This window comes from Xanthomonas bonasiae (genome assembly GCF_017163705.1).
GTDB classification, from domain to species: domain Bacteria; phylum Pseudomonadota; class Gammaproteobacteria; order Xanthomonadales; family Xanthomonadaceae; genus Xanthomonas_A; species Xanthomonas_A bonasiae.
In genome coordinates this window covers 296,673-314,810 of record NZ_JAFIWB010000002.1, presented here as the reverse complement: position 1 = coordinate 314,810, position 18,138 = coordinate 296,673, and the positions used below count along the sequence as shown (strand labels likewise).

Below are 18,138 nucleotides of genomic sequence, written 5' to 3'. Positions count from 1 at the left end.
CCGCGACCGGGCCTTACCGGTAAAACCCGGTCGCGGCTGAAGCCGCTCCTACAAAAAGCGAGGACCCGCATGACCACCCTACCCGACTGGCTCACCCTCCATCGCGGCGATGCGCCGCTGATCGTCAGCTTTCCGCATACCGGCACCGAGCTGCCGGCAGCGCTGGCCGATCGCTTCGTGTCGCCGTGGCTGGCGCAACGCGATGCCGACTGGTGGGTGGACCAGCTGTACGCCTTCGCCGCTGCGCTCGGCGCCACCACAGTGCGCACCGCGATCTCGCGGTCGGTGATCGACGTCAATCGCGATCCCGGCGGCACCTCGCTGTATCCGGGGCAGAACACCACCGGCTTGTGCCCGCTGACCACCTTCGACGCGCAACCGCTGTATCGCCCCGGCGCCGAGCCGGACGCGGACGAGATCGCGGCGCGCCGCGCGCACTGGTTCGATCCCTACCATGCCGCGCTCGACGCGGAGATCGAGCGCCTGCGTGCGCATCACCCGGCCATCGTGGTCTACGACGCGCATTCGATCCGCTCGCGCATCCCGCACCTGTTCGACGGCGAACTGCCGCAGTTCAATATCGGCAGCGCCGGGCCCTCCGGCGCGAACGACAGCAGTTGCGCCCCCGCGCTGGCCGATGCGGTCGAACGGGTCTGCGCCGGCAGCGGCTTCAGCCACGTGCGCAACGGCCGCTTCAAGGGCGGCTGGAGCACGCGCCACCACGCCGCGCCGCGCCGCGGCGTGCATGCGATCCAGATGGAACTGGCCTGCCGCGGCTACATGCACGAACCGGCCGAGGTGGCGCCGGACAACTGGCCCTCGCCGTGGCAGCCGGACTACGCCGCGCCGCTGCGTGCGGTGCTGCAGCAGGTGCTGCAGGCGTGCCTGGACTTCGCCCGCGACAGCGCGCATTGCTCGCCAGCACCCGCACCGCCCTCCACGAACGTTTGACGCTGCGAATCCTTCGCAAACCCCGCACCTGCATGTGCGGACTTTTCAGATCAAGGAATCCGCATGACCCGCCTCGACACCACCCGCACGATCCAAGCGCCCACCGGCAGCACCCTCACCTGCAAGAGCTGGCTGACCGAAGCGCCGCTGCGCATGCTGATGAACAACCTGCATCCGGACGTGGCCGAACGCCCGCAGGAACTGGTGGTGTACGGCGGCATCGGCCGCGCCGCGCGCGACTGGGAGTCCTTCGACGCGATCGTGGCCGCGCTCAAGCGCCTGGACGACGACCAGACCCTGCTGGTGCAATCCGGCAAGCCGGTCGGCGTGTTCCGCACCCACGCCGATGCGCCGCGCGTGCTGATCGCCAATTCCAACCTGGTGCCGCGCTGGGCCACCTGGGACCACTTCAACGAGCTCGATAAAAAAGGCCTGGCCATGTACGGCCAGATGACCGCCGGCAGCTGGATCTACATCGGCGCGCAAGGCATCGTCCAGGGCACCTACGAAACCTTCGTCGAGATGGGCCGCCAGCACTACGCCGGCAGCCTGGCCGGCAAGTGGCTGTTCACCGGCGGCCTCGGCGGCATGGGCGGCGCGCAGCCGCTGGCCGCGGTGATGGCCGGCGCCTCGTGCCTGGCGGTGGAATGCCGCAAGAGCAGCATCGACATGCGCCTGCGCACCGGCTATCTCGACACCTGGACCGACGACCTGGACGAAGCGCTGCGCCTGATCGAGGAATCGTGCACGGCGAAGAAGCCGCTGTCGGTCGGCCTGCTCGGCAATGTCGCCGACGTGCTGGACGAGCTGCTGGTCCGTGGGGTCAAGCCGGACCTGTTGACCGATCAGACCTCCGCGCACGACCCGGTCAACGGTTACCTGCCGCAGGGCTGGAGCGTCGAGCAGTGGGACGAAAAGCGCGCCAGCGCGCCGAAGGAAGTCGAGGCCGCCGCGCGCGACTCGATGGCCAACCACATCCGCGCCATGCTCGCCTTCCACGCGCTCGGCGTGCCGACCGTGGACTACGGCAACAACCTGCGGCAGATGGCGCTGGAAGAAGGCGTCGAGAATGCCTTCGACTTCCCCGGCTTCGTGCCCGCCTACATCCGCCCGCTGTTCTGCCGCGGCATCGGCCCGTTCCGCTGGGCGGCGCTGAGCGGCGATCCGGAGGACATCGCCAAGACCGATGCCAAGGTCAAGGAGCTGATCCCGGACAACCCGCACCTGCACCGCTGGCTGGACATGGCCGCCGAGAAGATCAAGTTCCAGGGCCTGCCGGCGCGCATCTGCTGGGTCGGCCTGGGCGACCGCGACCGCCTGGGTCTGGCGTTCAACGAGATGGTGGCCAACGGCGAGTTGAAGGCGCCGGTGGTGATCGGCCGCGACCATCTGGATTCAGGCAGCGTCGCCTCGCCCAACCGTGAGACCGAAGCGATGGCCGACGGCTCCGACGCCGTCTCCGACTGGCCGCTGCTCAACGCCCTGCTCAACACCGCCAGCGGCGCCACCTGGGTCTCGCTGCACCACGGCGGCGGCGTCGGCATGGGCTTCTCCCAGCACGCCGGCATGGTCATCGTCTGCGACGGCAGCGAGGCGGCGGCCAAGCGCATCGCGCGCGTGCTATGGAACGACCCGGCGACCGGTGTGATGCGCCATGCTGATGCGGGGTATGAGATCGCGGTGGAATGCGCGAAGGAGAAGGGACTGGATCTGCCTGGGATTGTGGGCTGACCGAGTGCCGCCGGGCGCTTGCAGGTCGCTGGCCTGCAAGCGCCCTCTTTCCGTAGAGCCGGGCATCGGCTCAATGGATCCGGGCGCACGCTGCCTCATCCAGGAGCAGCCGCGCAAAGGCTCGGCTACGCACGCTTGACCCTGTCCCCGGTCGTGACGATGATGCGCGATCGCCGCTGACGGATCACCGCGATGTCTCGCGCCTTTGCTGCCGCACTGCTCTGCGCCCTGCTCGGCAGCCTGCCTGCTTCGGCTCGGGATACACCGCACGACCTCGCCTCGCAATTGGACGCCCAACTGCAGGCCAACCGCGAACGCTATGGCATCGCCGGTCAGGCGGTGCTGGTCGCACACAATGGCCAGGTGCTCTACCAGGGCGCCAGCGGCGAACGCGATCCAGCCACCCACGCGCCGGCCACCGTCGATTCCATCTTCGCCGCGCAGTCGATGGCCAAGCTGTTGACCAGCACGCTGGTGATGCAGCTGGTGGATCAGGACAAGGTGGATCTGGATGCCCCAGCCAGCCGCTACGTCCCGGACCTGCCGGCCGCGTGGCAGGCGATCCGCGTGCGCGATTTCCTCAATCACAGCTCCGGCATTGCCGAATACTACGACCGTGTGGACAACCGTTGGGTGAGCAAGGGCTACCCCGGCGTGGCGCCCGACCTCGCCGCTGCGCTGAAGGTTGCCGGCGCGGCACCGATGCAGTTCGCCACCGGCAGCCGTGTGCAGTACACGCAGGCCAACTACCTGGTGCTGACTGCCCTGCTGGAAGCGTATTACCGCAAGCCTTACCCGGCCATCGCACGCGAACGCATCCTGCAGCCACTGAAGATGCGCAGCACGTCGTGGGGCCTGGCCAGCGTCCCGCCGGATCGCGCGACCGTGCCGTACATCGGCAAGGACGGCACGCTGCAGCCGGCCAATGAAGACCCCTGGCCGAGCTACGGCTGGGGCCACGCCGACCTGCAGACCACCGTAGGCGACATCAACCGATTCCTGCAGGCGCTGGCCAACGGCAAGCTGGTGCGCACGGCAACCCTGGAAAGACTGTGGCAACCGCAGATGCTGACCGGCGGCGGCAGCAACTTCTTTTCCACCGGATGGGATACCACCCGCAGCGATGGCTATACCCAGGTCGGCCACGATGGCGGCACCCGCGTGCGGGCGAGACTGGCCTACAAGGGCACCCTGGCCAGCGGCTATTGGGTATTCGTGTACTTCACCAACGGCAGCGCCCGCAATGTCTGGTCCAGCACGCTGGTGGAAAGCACGATGGCGCAGGTCGCGCCGAAGGAGTTCCCGCATGCGGTCCTCGCCGAACGCTTGATCGCCTACGCGATGGACGAACGCGCCGGCGCTGCGGACGCCATGCGTGCGTGGCTGCGCGATGGCGACGGCGTCCCCGCCAGTGAGCGGGAACGCGCGATCAATGCCAGCGGCTACGCCATCCGCGAGAGTCTCGGAGCAGGCAGGGCGCTGAAGGTGTTCACCCTCAACACCGAGCTGTATCCGGACTCGGCCAACGCCTGGGACAGCCTGGCCGAATGCCGCGCTGCGCTGGGCGATGCCGAGATCGCCAAGGCGCTGTACGCGAAGTCGAAGGCGCTGTCCAAGCCCATTCCTTAGGGTCGCGTTTGCTGGACAGCCGCCCGCCCCGAACCAGATCTGCGCAGAATGCATTGCATGCCGGTCCACGCGTTCGAGCGAGCGCAAACGCAACGAAAAGCGCGCCGACTGGAGCGTAACCGGACCGCCGCCACGCATCGCGACAGTCGTGCTCAAGCAAGCGTCACGGGGCAGCGGGGTGCGCATGGCCCCGCAAGGGGCTGCATGGCATACCGGCTCGCATCGCAGACATCGCGGGCATCAACGCGACGCGCTCACCGCGCAGAAACGCGCGGCCGATCCGAACGCTGGACTGCGCGAACCGCCGGAGGCCGGTGACGGCCAGTGGCAACAGGCCGGACACACAGCGGCATGCCGTACATCGCAAGCGAACGCGTCTGCCGACCTACACCGACCGATGACCATGGCCTCGCGCCGCAGGCCGCCCGACCCGGGCAGCCTGCGGTGCCGACCGCGATGCTGTGGCTGCATTCGCCACGAACCGGACATCCTCGCGCCAATCCAGAGCCTGTGCACATTGCGCAAATACGCGCAATAGCGGTGTGCCGCTGTCGCCCTGGAGAGGATGCCGGTCGAAGCAGTCAGGGGCGATTCAAGCTTTTCGGCCATGCCCGCGCACGCGCCGTGCGGACGCCGATCGATTGCAGGTACAAGGGTCGCGGGCGGATCGGCGGCGGCTTTGCGGATGCCACGCGCCGTCACGTGCTGGCGCATCGCAGCGGGCGGCGCAATTCGCCAATCGAGCGCAACAGGCGGTTTTGAACCTTCGGCGAACTCCAGTCCGCCAAGGCCATCCATGTCGTCCATCGGCACCGCTTCCCCCTGCTCTTCCAGTCCAAGGTTGTCCGTGGTGATCTGCACGCTGGACGAGTCGGACGCCATCGCTGGCGTCCTGGACGAACTCTCCGCAACGATGGCCGGCATCTATCACGAGATCGTGGTGGTGGACGATTCGCACGACGAGCTCACCGCGCAGGCGGTCCTGGCCTGTGCCGCGCACACGCCCCAGATCCGCCTGCTGCGGCGGCGCGAAGGCCGAGGACTGGCCTCCGCGGCGATCGCCGGATGGGATGCGGCGCATGGACAGTACCTGGCGATCATGGACGGCGATGGCCAACACGATCCGCGCCTGATCGCACAGATGTTCCGGCTCCTCGAGCAGGGCCGACAGGACGTCGTGGTGGCCAGCCGCTATCTGCACAGCCGCAGCTCCGGGCTGGGCGTGGTGCGGCATGCGATGAGCCGCGGTGCGGTCCGCCTGACCCAATTGCTGCTCGGCGCGCGGCTGGCCGATCCGATGAGCGGCTGCTTTGCGATGACCCGCGACTGGTACGCCGACGTGCGTCCGCACCTGTCCGGGCTCGGCTTCAAGATCCTGGTGGACGTGGTGGCCTCCGGCCGCCGCCGCCCGAACACCGCCGAGGTGCCCACGCAACTGGGCGAGCGCCGCGGCGGCGTGTCCAAGATGGATCCGCGCGTGGTGGCCGACCTGCTGACCCTGCTGCTGGAAAAGCGCACGCGCGGGCTGCTGCCGGCGCAGATGGCCTTGTTCTTCGCGGTCGGGCTGGGCGGCCTGGCAGTGCACCTGACGGCGTTGTGGGCGCTGCTGCATGCCGGCTGCCCGTTCTGGGTCGGGCAACTGGTGGCGATCATGGCGGCGATGACCTGCAATTTCCTGATGAACAACATCCTGACGTTTCGCCACTGCCGCCTACGTGGCGCACGCATGCTCAGCGGCCTGCTGATGTTCTATCTGGCCTGCATGTTCGGTGCGTTCGTCAACGAAAGCATCGGCTGGGCCTTGCACGCGGCCGGCGTCAACTGGGCGCTGGCGGCGGGCGCCGGCAGCGTGGCCGCCGCGTTGTGGAACTATCACGCGGCCAAGCGCACGGCATGGTCGTCGACGTTGAATCCGCCGCAAGCCGCGGCGGTGGCGGTCGAGCTGCGCGTGTCGTCGCGCTGATGCGCCCGCCCATGTCCGGTTCGCCTGCGGCGCAACTCCGGCCGCCGGTTGGCAGCACGCCGGGCGTCTCGCGCCTGGCGTGGTGGTGGTCCACCGATCGGCGCATGTTCGCAGGCGTGCTGGGGCTGGCGCTGCTGCTGCGGCTGCTGGCGATGGTGCCGAGCAACTACCACCACCCCGACGAGATCTGGCAATACCTGGAACCGGCGCATCGCCTCGTGTTCGGGCACTGGGTCGTGGCATGGGAATACCGCGACGGCATCCGCACCTGGCTGATCCCCGCCTTGCTGGCCATGCCGATGCGGCTGGGCGCCTGGCTGACGCCCGACGGCGGCCTGACATTGGCATTGCCGCGCCTGATGCTGGTGCTGCTGTCGCTGTCCACCGTCGCCTGCGCCACCGGCATGGGGATGCGCCTGTCGCGGCTGCATGGCGCGATGGCCGGCGTGGTCGCCGCGATCTGGGCCGAACTGGTCTATTTCGGGCCGCGGGCGATGTCCGAACCGGTGGCGATGGCGCTGTTCTTTCCGGCCGCGCTGTTGCTCACGCGGCCGTTGGCGCAGCGCACCCGGGCCACCTACGCAGGCGCCGGGTTGCTGCTCGGCCTGTGCTTCTCGGCGCGCTTCCAGCTGGCGCCGGCGCTGTTCGTGCTCGCGGCCTGGGCCTGCGGCCTGCGCTGGCGTGACTGGCTGTGGCTGGCGGCCGGTGGCCTGCTCGGCCTGGGCGTGGATGCGGCGGTGGACATGCTGGTCGCAGGACAGCCGCCGTTGCGCTGGATCTACGCCAACTTCCACATCAACCTGGTGGAGCAGAAAAGCGCCAGCTTCGGCACCAAACCGGCGTACTGGTATCTGACCCGGATCTGCAACCAGTGGCGGCTCGCGGCGCTGGGCATCGTGCCGCTGGCCATCCTCGGCGCGCGGCGCTACCCGGTCCTGCTGGCGGTGGCGCTGGTCAACCTGTTGATGCATTCGTTGATCCCGCACAAGGAATACCGCTTCGTCCTGCTGTCCACCACGCTGCTGGTGGTGCTGGCCGCGTTCGGCACCGTCGACGCGCTGCAGCGCCGCGCTGCCGGCGACGATCTGCGTCTGCAGCGTCTGTGCGGGCAGGCGCTGCTGCTGTGGCTGCTGGCCTCGCTGCTGGTGGCCACTACCGGGCCGGTGAAACGCTACTGGAAATCCGGGCGCCCCTTGATCGCGGCGATGCAACTGGCCGGCGCCGACCCTGACACCTGCGGAATGGCGTTGTACCGGCCACCGAATCCACTGAGCGCCGCCTACGCCCTGTACGGTCGCCAGACCCCGATCTACCTGTTCGACACGCGCGACGACCACGCCGCCGCATTGCGTTACCGCAGCGCCTACGACACCGTGCTGTCGGTCGCACAGGCCCCGCCGCTGGCCCCGGAATACGCACTGCTGGGGTGCTCCAGCAAGGCCTACTGCGTCTATCGGCGCGCCGGCGGCTGTACCGGGGAGGTGCCCAGGGAATACGAAGTCAACGCGGTCCTGACCAGGCTGGGCAAATAGCGCAGGCCAAGCCGCCGCCCTCGCGGGCGCCACATCCGCGGCCACCCGGATCGCGCGCGAACGGCGCTCAACTGGAACGCGGTCACGCCTTGCGACACGCGGGCTCAAGATCGTCGAACCGGCGCCGACAAGAGATGCAACGTTTCGAGGAGCCTTCATGGGCATCCTGATCTACCTGACTCCCGCCGTCGCGCTCTGGGCGATCACCGCCACCGTTCTCGCCTGGGTCTTCTTCGGCCGCCTGCGCCGCGAACAACAACAACAGGCCAGCGTGCAGGACAGCCTCGCCCGCCACCAGGCCGCGCTGTCGCAGATGAAGGCGCGTGCGGCCGTCAGCGCGCGCGAGCTGGAGGCGCTGCAACAGGCCTACGCCAGCCTGCGGCAGACGCTGGAACTGCAGGCGCAGCAGGACGCGCCGCCGGCCGAGCAGGCCGTGGAGCGGCCACCGGTGCCGATCCTGGTGATGGAACGCCTGGACATTTCCGCGGAGATCGGCACGCTGCTCGCGCATGTGGCGCGGGTGGCCCGGAGCATCCGCCGCTACAGCGCCTACAGCCGCGGCCACAACGCGCCGGAGCTGAGCAGCGCGCGCTACGACCTGCATTGGCTCTCCGACTGCCTGCACAGCCTGGACCAGATCGGCCACGCCCTGGCCAGGGGCAACGTGGACACCCTGACCGCCGCCTGCACCGAACTGCTGGCGATGTACGAGCAATATCTGAAGGACGGATCCGGCTACAACAGCCGCGACACGTTCCAGCGGCTGAGCAGCCACGTCCCGCTCGCCGATGTGACCGACGCCATCCGCTCCATCGCCGCCAAGGCATCGCTGGCGCGGCAGGCGCAGACCCAGGCCAGCGCGGAACTGCACGCGGCACCGGTCGCCTGACGTACCACCACCGGGCGAACGCGCGCCCCTGACGCCCGCGTTGACCGGACCGGTCGCGCGTGCTGTGATGCGTCCCGATCCGGGTGGGAGCAGCGACATGGCAGACATCAAGGCGGCCTTCGAAAAAGCGGCCAAGGACATCAAGCAGCGCGAGGAGCGTCCCGACAACGACACCTTGCTGCGCCTGTACGCGCTGTACAAACAGGGCGCGGAAGGCGACGTCGCCGGCGCCAAGCCGGGGTTCTTCGACTTCGTCGGCACCGCCAAGTACGAGGCCTGGGCCAAGCTCAAGGGCATGCCGCAGGCCGAGGCGCAGAAGAAGTACGTGGACCTGGTGAAGAAGCTGCTGGCCTGATGGCGCGCGACACCCGCCGGCGCATTCTCGACACGGCCCTGGCGATGTTCAACGCGCAGGGCGAGCCGCACGTCACCACCAACCATATCGCCGACGAGCTGGAGATCAGCCCGGGCAACCTGTACTACCACTTCCGCAACAAGGACGACATCATCGAGCACCTGTTCGCGCGCTACGAGGAGCGTATGGACGCGGCGCTGGAGTTGCCGAGCGCGCGCCTGCCCGGGCTGGAGGACATCTGGCTGCAGCTGCACCTGGTGTTCGAGTGCATCTGGGACTACCGCTTCCTGTACCGCGACCTGATCGAAATCCTCAGCCGCAGCCGACGCCTGCGCCTGCGCTTCGCGCGCATCCTGCGCCGCGCCGACGACAGCACCCAGGCGGTGTTCCAGGGCCTGGCGCAGGCCGGGGCGATGCGCGCCACCGCGCAGGAACTGGGCGGCATCGCCACCAACGTGCTGGTGGTGGCCACGTTCTGGCTCAACTACGCCGCCGCGCGCGGCGAAAAGGACGAGCAATTGGCGATCCGTCACGGCATCGTGCAGGTGATGCTGCTGATCAGTCCGTTCCTGCGCGAGGCCGAGCGCGCGCACCTGGCCACGCTGATGCAGGCCTATCTGGACTGAGCGCGGGGAACGCGCCCACCCAGCAGGCGACGACGCGACGCCAGGTCCCAGGTGCGCCGCGCGCAGCGATTCGCCAAGCGCGGCCGGCATCGGCTAGGCTTGCCGCCCTGCCCTCGCCGCCCGGAATCCGCGTGAGAACCGTCGTCGCCACCCGCTACGTGACCCCGCTGCGCGAAGGCGGCTCGCTGCCGGCGGTGGTCGAGGCCGACGACGACGGCCTGTACGTGCTGAAGTTCCGTGGCGCCGGCCAAGGCCCGAAGGCGTTGATCGCCGAACTGCTGGGCGGCGAACTGGCGCGTGCGCTGGGCCTGCCGATGCCGGAACTGGTGTTCGCGCTGCTCGACCGCGAGTTCGCGCGCACCGAGCCGGATCCGGAAATCCAGGACCTGATCCGCGCTAGCGAGGGCCTCAACCTGGCGCTGGACTACCTGCCCGGCGCGATCAACTACGACCCGGCCGCCTTGCGCCCGGACCCGGCACTGGCCTCGGCGATCGTCTGGTTCGACGCCTTCGTCACCAATGTCGACCGCACCGCGCGCAATACCAACCTGATGGTCTGGCACGGCAAGCTGATGCTGATCGACCACGGCGCGGCGCTGTATTTCCATCACGACTGGGAACACGCCGGCAGCGCCTGCGCCTCGCCGTTCGCGCGCATCCGCGACCACGTGCTGCTGCCCTACGCCAGCGCCATCGCCCAGGCCGACGCGGAACTGGCGCCGCGGCTGACCGATGCGGTCATCGACGCGATCGTGGCGCAGATCCCGGACGCATGGCTGCAGGCCGAAGCCAGCTTCGCGAGCGTGGACGCGCATCGCCAGGCCTATGCCGATTACCTCAAGCAGCGGCTGCTACTGCGCGCCGCATTCGTCGAGGAGGCGCTCCGTGCCCACGCTGCACACGTATGACTACGCGGTCATCCGCGTGGTGCCGCGGGTGGAGCGCGAGGAATTCGTCAACGTCGGGGTGATCGTGTCGTGCCCGACCTCCAAGCTGCTGCATGCGGCGATCGAACTGGCGCCGGCACGGCTGCACGCGCTGGACCCGACCCTGGACATCGAACGCCTGCGTCCGTACCTGGACGCGATCCCGGCGATCTGCCGCGGCGACGCCGATGCCGGCCCGATCGCACTGCTGCCGCCGCGCGCGCGCTTCCACTGGCTGACCGCGCGGCGCAGCTCCATCATCCAGATGTCCTCCGCGCACGTCGGTCGCACCACCCAGCCCGAGCGCGTGGTCGAGCATCTGCTCGAACGCATGGTCAGGACGCCGCGCTAGCGCGCCGACGTGGTGGCCGGCCTCCATCGGCACATTGGCGGATCGACCGCATAGCCCTGTTGCTACCGCAACGCGTTCAAGCAGCTCGCGGCGCCCCTCTGTAGATATCGCCTTCCACCCGGCAGGCAACCGTCTTTCCAAGCGCGGCGCCAGCCGCGACCGTCACAGCGGCGGATCTTCCCGGCTCCGGTCACAGTCCGGACTGACCTCCCTCCCACAGCGCACCCGGCAGACCTGCCGCAAGCCCCTATAGGAGCGGCTTCAGCCGCGACAGCATCCAGCACGCGGCACGCGGATCGCCGTGCCCGCACCCGACGCGCCCCACATCCGGCAGCGATGCCGTGCGCTGTTATGGCGAGCGTGCGCTGCGCTTCGCCGCGCGGCGTGGCGCAGCGGTCTTCTTCGTCGCCCGCTTCGCGGTCTTGGTCGCCGCCGCACGTTTGCGCGGCGTGGCGCGTGGCCTGGGCTGCAGGCCCAGCTTGACCAGCACCGGCTGCAGCCGCGCCTCGACCTCGGCGCTAAACGGTTGCACCTGGCCGCGCAGCGCCGCAGCGCCCTCGCGCACGCTGCTTTCGGCGCCGTCGGCCAGCTGCGCCACCAGCGCCTTCAACGTGGTCGCGCCGCTGGCGGCATCGGCGGCCGCGGCCAGCGCACGCTTGCGGGTCAGCGACACCAGGCCCAGGCCGGCCAGCCACAGGTGCCGCGGCGCCAGGGTCTCGGATCGGGGTGCAGAGGTGGAACGCTTCTTGGTCGCCATCGCAGGTCTCCTTGGATGCCGACAGCGGCACCGATGCGACGCATGCTGGCGGCAGCGGCTTGAGCAAACACACTATCCGCAGTGCAGCTTGCCAGCCAGCCATCGCGGCGCCATGCTCGGCGCGAACTCCAGGGAGGCCAGGCATGGCAGCAAAACCGACCGCATGGGCGCCGTTTCCGTACGACGCCAACGCCTACGCCTACCCGGGCGAGGCGCTGAAGAAAGCCTGGCCCAAGCTGCACGCCGGCGACCGCGAGCCGTTCCCGGACCCGGCCCGCGCGCAGGCGCTGCTCGCTGCCGCCGGCAAGGCCGGCAAGGGCCACGATGCGCAGACGCTGTCAGCAGCGCTGATCGAGGCCTGGCGCGCCTTCCACCAGGGCCAGTTCCAGCAGGCGTACAGCGCCGGGCAGGCGCTGGGCGTGTTCGGCGCCTCGGTCGCGGTCAAGGCGCTGGGCATCCACGCCAGCTACCTGGTCGACGACGACAAGGAAAAACTGCAACGCCTGCAGCAGGCCGCGACGCTGGCCGAAGCGGCGATCGCCGCGCTGCCGGACGAGGCCAACAGCCACTATCGCCACGCGTTCGCGCTGGGCCGTTACAGCCAGGGGCTGAGCATCGTCAAGGCGCTCAAGCAAGGCATCGCCGGCAAGGTGCGGCAATCGCTGGAGGCCGCGCTGGAACTGGAGCCCAAGCACGCCGAGGCGCACATGGCGCTGGCGCTGTACCACGCCGAAATCATCGGCAAGGTCGGCGCGATGATCGGCGGACTCACCTACGGCGCCAAGGCCGCGACCGCCGAACAGCATATCCAGCAAGCGCTGAAGCTGACGCCGGATGCGCCGATCGCACATGTCGAATACGCCAATGTGCTGTTGCTGCTGCACGGCGACAAGCGCGAGGACGCCGCTGCCGGCGCATTCGAAAAAGCCGCCAAGCTCAAGCCGCGCGACGCGATGGAAGCGCTGGACGCGGCGTTCGCGCGCGAGCAGTTGGAGTAGTTGGCGGCCGCAGTGCCATGCATGTGCGGCCGTTCCCTTCTCGCATCGGGACCATGCCCCCTTTTCGGGGGAAGGTGCCCCGCAGGGCGGATGAGGGTATGGGCGAAGCCTCATGCAATCGATCATTGCGAGTCGCTTCGCGCCGTACCCTCACCCCAACCCCTCTCCCAGGGTAGAGGGGCCAAAGCGCGCCGCGGCCGCTTCCTTCTCCCGTCGGGACCATGGCCGCCTTTTCGTCCTGAAGGCGCGGATGAGGTGCGGAAGAAGCCGCGCATGGCATACGTGCCTGCAGTGCATCGGCGGCGGCGTCATGCCGCGCCCTGCCCGCGCCAGAAACGACGACGCCGGCATTGCGCCGGCGTCGTCGTATACCTCCAGCACGCGCGATCAGCTTTCCGGCGGCAACTCGCTGGCGATCTCGGCGCTGCTGCCTTCGCCCACGATCGGCTCGGCCGGCTCTTCCTCGACCAGCGAACCGTCCAGGCGCTCCACCGCCTGCAGCTTCTCGCCCTTGGACAGGCGGATCAGGGTCACGCCCTGGGTGTTGCGGCCGACGCGGGAGATCTCCGAAGCGCGGGTGCGCACCAGGGTGCCGCCATCGGAAATCAGCAACACCTCGTCCTTGGTGCTCAGCAGCACCGCGCCGACCAGCTTGCCGTTGCGCTCGCTGGTCTGGATCCCGATCACGCCCTGCGTGCCGCGGCCCTTGCGCGGGTACTCGGCCAGCGGGGTGCGCTTGCCGTAGCCGTTCTCGGTGGCGGTGAGGATGTAGGCATCGGGCTCGTCGCCGTTGCGCACCGCGGCCTCGGCATCGACGTCGGCCTCCGTCTCCGGCGCCGTCTCGACGTCCTCGGCATCCTCGTCCTGGCCCACGGCCGGCTCGGCCACGATCAGGCTGACCACGTACTCGCTCTTGGCCAGGCGGATGCCGCGCACGCCGCGGCTGCTGCGACCGGTCGGCTTGACCCCGCCGCGGCTCTTGCGGCGCGGGCTGCGCGCGTCGTCGCCGTCTTCGACGGCCTCGGCCAGCGCGATCTCATCGTCGCCGTTGTCCTCGCCCGTGCCCTCGTCGATGGTGCCGTCCTCGGCCTCGTCGTCCTTGGGCCGTTCGGAGAAGCGCACGGTCTTGCCGTTGGAGGCGAACAGCAGCACATCGCGCTCGCCGTCGGTCAGGCCCACACCGACCAGGGCATCGCCCTCGTCGAGGTTGATCGCGATCTTGCCGGCCTTGCGCTGGAACGCGAAGTCGCTGAGCGGGGTCTTCTTGACCATGCCGTTGCGGGTGGCGAAGAACACGTAGCGGCCGCCGGCATAGTCGCGCACCGGCAGCACCGCCTGCACGCGCTCGCCGTTCTCCAGCGGGATCCAGTTGATGATCGGGCGGCCGCGCGCGTTCGGGCCGGCCTCCGGCAACTGGTACACCGGCAGCGCGAACACCTTGCCGCTGCTGGTGAAGGTCAGCAGCGTGTCGTGGGTGTTGACCAGCCACAGCTGGTCGATGAAATCCTCTTCCTTGGTCGCCGCCGCGCTGCGGCCGCGGCCGCCGCGGCGCTGCGCGCGGTACGCGCTGACCGGCTGGCGCTTGGCGTAGCCGGCATGCGACAGCGTCACCACCACGTCTTCCGGCGCGATCAGGTCGAGGATGTCGAGATCTTCCTCGCTGTGGCGGATCTCGGTGCGGCGCGCATCGCCGTATTCCTCGCGGATGCTGATCAGCTCCTCGCGGATCACCTGCAGCAGCACGTCGGGGTTTTCCAGGATCCGGATCAGCCCGGCGATCGCTTCCAGCAGTTGCTTGTATTCCTCGGTCAGGCGCTCCTGCTCCAGCCCGGTCAGGCGGTGCAGGCGCATTTCCAGGATCTGCGAGGCCTGCACTTCGGTCAGCTGGTAGCCGTCGGCGAGCAGGCCGACGCCGGCCGGCAGGTCTTCCGGCTGCGAGGCATCGGCACCGGCGGCACCGAGCAGCGCGCCGACCAGGCCCGCGTCCCAGCGCCTGGCCAGCATGCGCTCGCGCGCCTCGGTCGGGTTGGCCGAGGTCTTGATCAGCTCGATCATCTCGTCGATGTTGGCGAGCGCGACGGTCAGGCCTTCGAGGATGTGCGCGCGGGCGCGCGCCTTGCGCAGTTCGAAGATGGTGCGGCGGGTGACCACTTCGCGGCGGTGGCGGACGAACGCCTCCAGCATCTGCTTGAGGTTCATCAGCTGCGGGCGGCCATCGACCAGCGCCACCATGTTGATGCCGAACACCGACTCCATCTGGGTCTGCTGGTACAGGTTGTTCAGCACCACATCGGCGGCTTCACCGCGCTTGATCTCGATGTAGATGCGCATGCCGTCCTTGTCGGACTCGTCGCGCAGTTCGCTGATGCCTTCGAGCTTCTTTTCCTTGACCAGCTCGGCGATCTTCTCGATCAGCCGCGCCTTGTTGACCTGGTACGGGATCTCGTTGACCACGATCGCCTCGCGGCCGTTGTCCTGGATCTCGATCTCGGCCTTGGCGCGCATGCGCACGCGGCCGCGGCCGGTGCGGTAGCCGGCGACGATGCCGCTGGTGCCGTTGACGATGCCGGCGGTGGGGAAATCCGGGCCGGGGATGTATTCCATCAGCCCGTCGACGTCGATCTGCGGATTGTCGATCAGCGCCAGGCAGGCGTTGATCGATTCGGTCAGGTTGTGCGGCGGGATGTTGGTCGCCATGCCCACCGCGATGCCGGCCGAACCGTTGACCAGCAGGCTCGGGAACCGGGTCGGCATGACCGTCGGCTCCAGTTCCTTCTCGTCGTAGTTGGGCTGGAAATCGACGGTTTCCTTGTCGATGTCGGCCATCATCTCGTGGGCGAGCCGCGACATGCGCGCCTCGGTGTAACGCATCGCCGCCGCGGAGTCGCCGTCGACCGAACCGAAGTTGCCCTGCCCGTCCACCATCAGGTAGCGCAGCGAGAACGGCTGCGCCATGCGCACCAGCGTGTCGTACACCGACTGGTCGCCGTGCGGGTGGTACTTGCCGATGACGTCGCCGACGATACGCGCCGACTTGTAGTAGGGCTTGTTGCTGTGCGCGCCCAGCTCGTTCATCGCGAACAACACGCGGCGATGCACCGGCTTGAGGCCGTCGCGCGCATCCGGGAGGGCACGCCCCACGATCACGCTCATCGCGTAATCGAGGTAGCTCTTGCGCATCTCGTCTTCCAGGTTGACCTGGATGATTTCCTTGGCGGATTCTGCCATTCGGGTTCCGTAAGTCTGGTGGCTAATCGACCAGGACGCCGGCCCACGGCAAGCGGGCCTGCCGGCACCGAAAATCTACGGCGCGCAGCGGTCGATCGAACCGCCGGATTCTATCATGACGGGCGCGCGAATGCCCGGTTTTTGCCGGCCCGAACAAGCACTTGCGTGGATTTGCGGGGCCGTGCAGGGCGGCTGGCGCGGTTGCCGCGGCTCAGCCGCCGAACGCGGCGCGCATGCGCTCGGAATCCGGCCGTTCGATCACCCCGCGTTCGGTGACGATGGCATCGATCAATTCGGCCGGGGTCACGTCGAATACCGGGTTCCAGGCGGCGATGCCCTCGGCCACGGTACGCACCCCGCCCACGCCGAACAGCTCGCCCGGGTCGCGCTGCTCGATCTCGATCTGCGCGCCGTCGGCGGTGTCCATGTCCACGGTGGACCACGGCGCCACCACCATGAACCTGACGCCGTGGTGGCGCGCGGCGATCGCCAGCTGGTAGGTGCCGATCTTGTTGGCGGTGTCGCCATTGGCGCAGATGCGGTCGGCGCCGACGATCACCCACTGCACCGCGCCGGTCTTCATCAGATGCGCCGCGGCCGAATCGGCGATCAGGGTCGCGTCGATGCCGTCCTGCTGCAGTTCCCACACGGTCAGCCGCGCGCCCTGCAGCCATGGCCGGGTCTCGCCGGCGAACACCTTGGCGATGCGGCCCTGGGCCATGCCGGCGCGGATCACGCCCAGCGCGGTGCCGAAGCCGGCGGTGGCCAGCGAGCCGGTGTTGCAATGGGTCAGCACGCCGCTGCCGGGCGCGATCAGGCCCGCGCCGAGCGCGCCCATGTGGCGGTTGGCGGCCAGGTCTTCCTCGGCGATCGCCTGCGCCTGGCGTGCGATCGCCTCGCGCCAGTCGGCGCCGGCCGCGGCCAGCGCCTTGCGCATGCGCATCAGCGCCCAGGCCAGGTTCACCGCGGTCGGCCGCGCCGCATTGAGCCGCTGCAGCGCCGGTTCCAGCTTGGCCAGCGCCTGTGCGCCGTCGTCGGCCTGCACGTCGCGCGCGGCCAGCACCACGCCCCAGCCGGCGGCGATGCCGATCGCCGGCGCACCGCGCACCGCCAGGGTGTGGATCGCGTCGGCGACCTGGTCGCTGTCGGTGCATTGCGCGTGCTCGACCACGAACGGCAGCTTGCGCTGGTCCAGCAGCTCCAGCGCTTCTCCGGTCCACAGGATCGGGCGGATATGGTCGTAGCGGGCGTAATCGATATCGAGGTCGGCGTTCATCCGGCTATTTTAACGGCGGGGATTGGGGATTGGGGATGACCAGCCATACGGCTGTGGAAAAGCGGTTCGCAGAAGCGGCGCTGCGTGCGGTGCCATGGGCCCTGCCCTGGCGCTCGGCGCAGCGTCGGCGCGCGGTGGCTGCGATGCTCAGTTGACGCTGAATTCCGCTCGGCAGCCCTTGTCCACCCAGATGCCGTCGCGGTCCCAGCCCCAGCTGTCGTCCTGCACGCAGGCGGTGCCGGACAGCTGCCGGCGCAGCTGCACGCTGTTGTGGATGCTGACCCCGCAGCGGCGCCGCGAGCGGCCCTTGGATTCGCACAGCACCGGACGCGCGCCAACCGGGAAGCCGGACCCGTCGCTGGCGCCAATCTCGAACTCGCCGCGGCAACCGCGCGACACCCAGATCTCGTTGCGGCGCACGCCCCAGCTGCGCTCCTCGCGGCACGGCACCGAGGACAGCTGGCGCATCAGCCGTACCGGCGCGCCGCGCAGCATCACCGGGCAGCTCTCGACCCGGCCGTCGGATTCGCAGCGCAGCACGCGGCGCATCGCGCTGCGCGTGGGCTCGGGCGGATTGGAACGGAACTCGGCGCGGCAGCCCAGCGTCACCCACACCCCGGTGCCGTCCGAGCCCCATTCGCTGCCGCGGATGCAGTCGTTGTCGGACAATTGCCGGATCAATTCCACGCCCTGTTCGGTCGGCATCGGGCAATGCACCCAACTCATGTCGCGCGATTCGCACCGCACCACCGCGGCGTCGTAACCGTCCGGCGCCTGCGCGAACGCCTTCGCCGGACACGCCGATACCGCCAATCCCAGCCAACACCAGCTACCGAGCCCGTACGACCACTTCATGCTTGGCTCTGCCCCTATGCGTGGAACCTGAACAACGAAGACCACTCCACCGATATCGCGCATCGACCGC

The 18,138-nt window shown here is 69.0% G+C and carries 16 protein-coding genes; 11 read left to right on the top strand and 5 right to left on the bottom strand.

The window, feature by feature from the left end; translation table 11 throughout:
* Window positions 1–69: 69 nt before the first annotated feature.
* The 3 genes from hutG (at window position 70) to JR064_RS04060 (ending at window position 4,311) form a co-directional block, all read left to right on the top strand.
* Window positions 70–951 (top strand): N-formylglutamate deformylase, encoded by an 882-nt coding sequence (gene hutG / locus JR064_RS04070; protein ID WP_206228887.1) that lies wholly within the window; start codon window positions 70–72, stop codon window positions 949–951.
* A gap of 63 nt (window positions 952–1,014) precedes the next feature.
* A complete protein-coding gene (gene hutU, locus JR064_RS04065) occupies window positions 1,015–2,682 on the top strand; it encodes a urocanate hydratase (protein ID WP_191824106.1) in 1,668 nt (555 codons plus the stop codon).
* A gap of 192 nt (window positions 2,683–2,874) precedes the next feature.
* On the top strand, window positions 2,875–4,311 hold the full coding sequence (locus JR064_RS04060; RefSeq protein WP_206228886.1) for a serine hydrolase domain-containing protein: 1,437 nt from the start codon (window positions 2,875–2,877) through the stop codon (window positions 4,309–4,311).
* Window positions 4,312–4,551: 240 nt separating this feature from the next.
* On the opposite strand, the gene JR064_RS04055 is transcribed toward JR064_RS04060, so the two are convergent.
* Window positions 4,552–5,193: a hypothetical protein gene (locus JR064_RS04055; protein ID WP_206228885.1), complete on the bottom strand. Its 642-nt coding sequence runs from the start codon at window positions 5,191–5,193 to the stop codon at window positions 4,552–4,554.
* Between JR064_RS04055 and JR064_RS04050 the strand changes: the two genes are divergently transcribed.
* The 7 genes from JR064_RS04050 to JR064_RS04020 all read left to right on the top strand — a co-directional run bounded on the left by JR064_RS04050 (window position 5,162) and on the right by JR064_RS04020 (window position 10,954).
* Window positions 5,162–6,274, top strand: a complete 1,113-nt coding sequence (locus tag JR064_RS04050; protein ID WP_206228884.1) for a glycosyltransferase — start codon at window positions 5,162–5,164, stop codon at window positions 6,272–6,274. The two genes, JR064_RS04055 and JR064_RS04050, sit on opposite strands and share 32 nt — an antisense overlap.
* A gap of 11 nt (window positions 6,275–6,285) precedes the next feature.
* On the top strand, window positions 6,286–7,806 hold the full coding sequence (locus JR064_RS04045) for a glycosyltransferase family protein (RefSeq protein WP_206228883.1): 1,521 nt from the start codon (window positions 6,286–6,288) through the stop codon (window positions 7,804–7,806).
* Between the two features lie 157 nt (window positions 7,807–7,963).
* Complete coding sequence (locus JR064_RS04040) at window positions 7,964–8,695, top strand: hypothetical protein (RefSeq protein WP_179565023.1); 732 nt, start codon at window positions 7,964–7,966, stop codon at window positions 8,693–8,695.
* Window positions 8,696–8,792: 97 nt separating this feature from the next.
* A complete protein-coding gene (locus JR064_RS04035) occupies window positions 8,793–9,050 on the top strand; it encodes an acyl-CoA-binding protein (RefSeq protein ID WP_184410100.1) in 258 nt (85 codons plus the stop codon).
* Window positions 9,050–9,676, top strand: coding sequence for a TetR/AcrR family transcriptional regulator (locus JR064_RS04030; RefSeq protein ID WP_179565027.1), 627 nt, complete (start codon window positions 9,050–9,052; stop codon window positions 9,674–9,676). Before JR064_RS04035 ends, JR064_RS04030 begins: the two co-directional genes overlap by 1 nt.
* Window positions 9,677–9,807: 131 nt before the next feature.
* A complete protein-coding gene (locus JR064_RS04025; protein WP_206228882.1) occupies window positions 9,808–10,584 on the top strand; it encodes a HipA family kinase in 777 nt (258 codons plus the stop codon).
* Window positions 10,562–10,954 carry a DUF3037 domain-containing protein gene (locus tag JR064_RS04020; RefSeq protein WP_179565029.1) on the top strand — a complete coding sequence of 131 codons (393 nt, stop codon included), beginning with the start codon at window positions 10,562–10,564 and terminating at the stop codon, window positions 10,952–10,954. The genes JR064_RS04025 and JR064_RS04020 overlap by 23 nt, the downstream gene beginning before the upstream one ends.
* A 349-nt stretch (window positions 10,955–11,303) precedes the next feature.
* On the opposite strand, the gene JR064_RS04015 is transcribed toward JR064_RS04020, so the two are convergent.
* Window positions 11,304–11,711 carry a hypothetical protein gene (locus tag JR064_RS04015; protein ID WP_206228881.1) on the bottom strand — a complete coding sequence of 136 codons (408 nt, stop codon included), beginning with the start codon at window positions 11,709–11,711 and terminating at the stop codon, window positions 11,304–11,306.
* Window positions 11,712–11,854: 143 nt separating this feature from the next.
* Here JR064_RS04015 and JR064_RS04010 point away from each other — a divergent pair, with 143 nt between their 5' ends.
* On the top strand, window positions 11,855–12,709 hold the full coding sequence (locus JR064_RS04010; protein WP_191824100.1) for a tetratricopeptide repeat protein: 855 nt from the start codon (window positions 11,855–11,857) through the stop codon (window positions 12,707–12,709).
* A gap of 387 nt (window positions 12,710–13,096) precedes the next feature.
* Here the strand turns inward: JR064_RS04010 and gyrA are convergent, their stop codons facing one another.
* From gyrA to JR064_RS03995, 3 genes are all read right to left on the bottom strand, one after another.
* Complete coding sequence (gyrA, locus tag JR064_RS04005) at window positions 13,097–15,937, bottom strand: DNA gyrase subunit A (protein WP_206228880.1); 2,841 nt, start codon at window positions 15,935–15,937, stop codon at window positions 13,097–13,099.
* 211 nt (window positions 15,938–16,148) lie between these two features.
* On the bottom strand, window positions 16,149–17,213 hold the full coding sequence (gene mtnA / locus JR064_RS04000; RefSeq protein WP_206228879.1) for an S-methyl-5-thioribose-1-phosphate isomerase: 1,065 nt from the start codon (window positions 17,211–17,213) through the stop codon (window positions 16,149–16,151).
* Between the two features lie 147 nt (window positions 17,214–17,360).
* On the bottom strand, window positions 17,361–18,068 hold the full coding sequence (locus JR064_RS03995) for a DUF3011 domain-containing protein (protein WP_179565037.1): 708 nt from the start codon (window positions 18,066–18,068) through the stop codon (window positions 17,361–17,363).
* Window positions 18,069–18,138: the final 70 nt, after the last annotated feature.

Excerpts from the sequence above, each read along its gene's own strand:
- JR064_RS04040 (WP_179565023.1), top strand. The coding sequence starts at position 7,964 with ATGGGCATCCTGATCTACCTGACTCCCGCCGTCGCGCTCTGGGCGATC.
- JR064_RS04060 (WP_206228886.1), top strand. The coding sequence starts at position 2,875 with ATGTCTCGCGCCTTTGCTGCCGCACTGCTCTGCGCCCTGCTCGGCAGC.
- JR064_RS04030 (WP_179565027.1), top strand. The coding sequence starts at position 9,050 with ATGGCGCGCGACACCCGCCGGCGCATTCTCGACACGGCCCTGGCGATG.
- gyrA (WP_206228880.1), bottom strand. The coding sequence starts at position 15,937 with ATGGCAGAATCCGCCAAGGAAATCATCCAGGTCAACCTGGAAGACGAG.
- hutG (WP_206228887.1), top strand. The coding sequence starts at position 70 with ATGACCACCCTACCCGACTGGCTCACCCTCCATCGCGGCGATGCGCCG.
- hutU (WP_191824106.1), top strand. The coding sequence starts at position 1,015 with ATGACCCGCCTCGACACCACCCGCACGATCCAAGCGCCCACCGGCAGC.
- JR064_RS03995 (WP_179565037.1), bottom strand. The coding sequence starts at position 18,068 with ATGAAGTGGTCGTACGGGCTCGGTAGCTGGTGTTGGCTGGGATTGGCG.
- JR064_RS04035 (WP_184410100.1), top strand. The coding sequence starts at position 8,793 with ATGGCAGACATCAAGGCGGCCTTCGAAAAAGCGGCCAAGGACATCAAG.
- JR064_RS04045 (WP_206228883.1), top strand. The coding sequence starts at position 6,286 with ATGTCCGGTTCGCCTGCGGCGCAACTCCGGCCGCCGGTTGGCAGCACG.
- JR064_RS04015 (WP_206228881.1), bottom strand. The coding sequence starts at position 11,711 with ATGGCGACCAAGAAGCGTTCCACCTCTGCACCCCGATCCGAGACCCTG.
- JR064_RS04055 (WP_206228885.1), bottom strand. The coding sequence starts at position 5,193 with ATGGCGTCCGACTCGTCCAGCGTGCAGATCACCACGGACAACCTTGGA.
- mtnA (WP_206228879.1), bottom strand. The coding sequence starts at position 17,213 with ATGAACGCCGACCTCGATATCGATTACGCCCGCTACGACCATATCCGC.
- JR064_RS04010 (WP_191824100.1), top strand. The coding sequence starts at position 11,855 with ATGGCAGCAAAACCGACCGCATGGGCGCCGTTTCCGTACGACGCCAAC.